The organism is Streptomyces sp. NPDC127092 (assembly GCF_042722475.1).
GTDB lineage: Bacteria > Actinomycetota > Actinomycetes > Streptomycetales > Streptomycetaceae > Streptomyces.
Genome location: NZ_JBHXFE010000181.1, coordinates 439 through 1718, shown reverse-complemented (window position 1 = coordinate 1718; position 1280 = coordinate 439). Strand labels below are relative to the sequence as shown.

The window sequence follows — 1280 nt, the reverse complement described above, 5'->3', positions numbered from 1 at the left end:
GCGCGAGGCGGCCGAGGAACGGGGAGGCGTCCAGGTTGGTGACGTGCGCCTGGAGGACCTCGCCCTCGGTGTAGGACGGGGCCGGGATGTGCTCCATGATCACGTTGAAGAGGGCCTCGAGGTCCTCGGCCTCCGGCAGGGCGCCGTCGGCGGGCTGGGTCAGGGAGGCGCGGCCGGCCTTGCCCGAGGCGTAGACGACGGGGACGTCCAGCACCGAGTCGAGGTCCAGGTCCGGGTCCTCCTCGGCCAGGTCCGAGGCCAGGCCGAGCAGCAGGTCCATGGAGTCGGAGACGACCCCGTCGATGCGCGCGTCGGGGCGGTCCGTCTTGTTGACCACAAGGATCACGGGCAGCTTGGCCGCGAGGGCCTTGCGGAGCACGAAGCGGGTCTGGGGCAGCGGGCCCTCGGAGGAGTCCACGAGGAGCACGACGCCGTCCACCATGGACAGGCCGCGCTCCACCTCGCCGCCGAAGTCGGCGCGGCCGGGGGTGTCGATCACGTTGATGGTGACGGTCTCGCCCTCGGGGGCGGACGGGCCGGAGTAGAACACCGTGGTGTTCTTGGCGAGGATCGTGATCCCCTTCTCCTTCTCCAGGTCCCCGGAGTCCATGACCCGCTCGGCGACGTCGCCGTGCGTGTTGAAGGCACCGGTCTGGCGCAGCATGGCGTCCACCAACGTGGTCTTGCCATGGTCCACGTGGGCCACGATGGCCACGTTGCGCAGATCGGAGCGGCGGGTTTCGGTCGAGGTCATGGGCGTCCTGTCCGGTTCGACATCAAAGGGGTGGAGGCACACGCCGACGGCGGCCCCCGTGCGATTGTACGCGCAGGGGCCGCCGTGGACAGGCGGGCCGGTGGGCCCGAGCGGTCAGTAGACGCCCTCGCCGAGGGAGGCGAGGAATTCGCGGCGCTCCTGGCGACGCTCCGCCTGCTGGTCCGGATCCGGCACGGGCGCCGCCGCCAGGAGGCGACGGGTGTACTCCTCCTTCGGACGGTGAAGCACCTCCTCCGTGGGGCCCTGCTCCACCTGGCGGCCGTCCTTGAGGACGAGCACCTTGTGGGCCAGCATGTCCACCACCGCGAGGTCGTGGGACACGAACAGGCACGCGAACTCGTAGCGCTGCTGCAGCTCCGCGAACATGTCCAGCACGGCGGCCTGGACGGACACGTCCAGGGCCGAGGTCGGCTCGTCCGCGATGAGCACCTGGGGGTCCAGGGTCAGGGCGCGGGCGATCGAGATGCGCTGGCGCTGACCGCCGGAGAGCTCGTGCGGGTACCGG

2 protein-coding genes are annotated in these 1280 nt (G+C 71.0%); both read right to left on the bottom strand.

All coding sequences use genetic code 11. The features are described 5' to 3' along the window. On the bottom strand, positions 1-754 hold a 754-nt coding region (locus ACFWJO_RS38605), incomplete at its 3' end, for a GTP-binding protein (RefSeq protein WP_386872870.1). A gap of 114 nt (positions 755-868) precedes the next feature. After that, on the bottom strand, positions 869-1280 hold a 412-nt coding region (locus tag ACFWJO_RS38600; protein WP_386872868.1), incomplete at its 5' end, for an ATP-binding cassette domain-containing protein.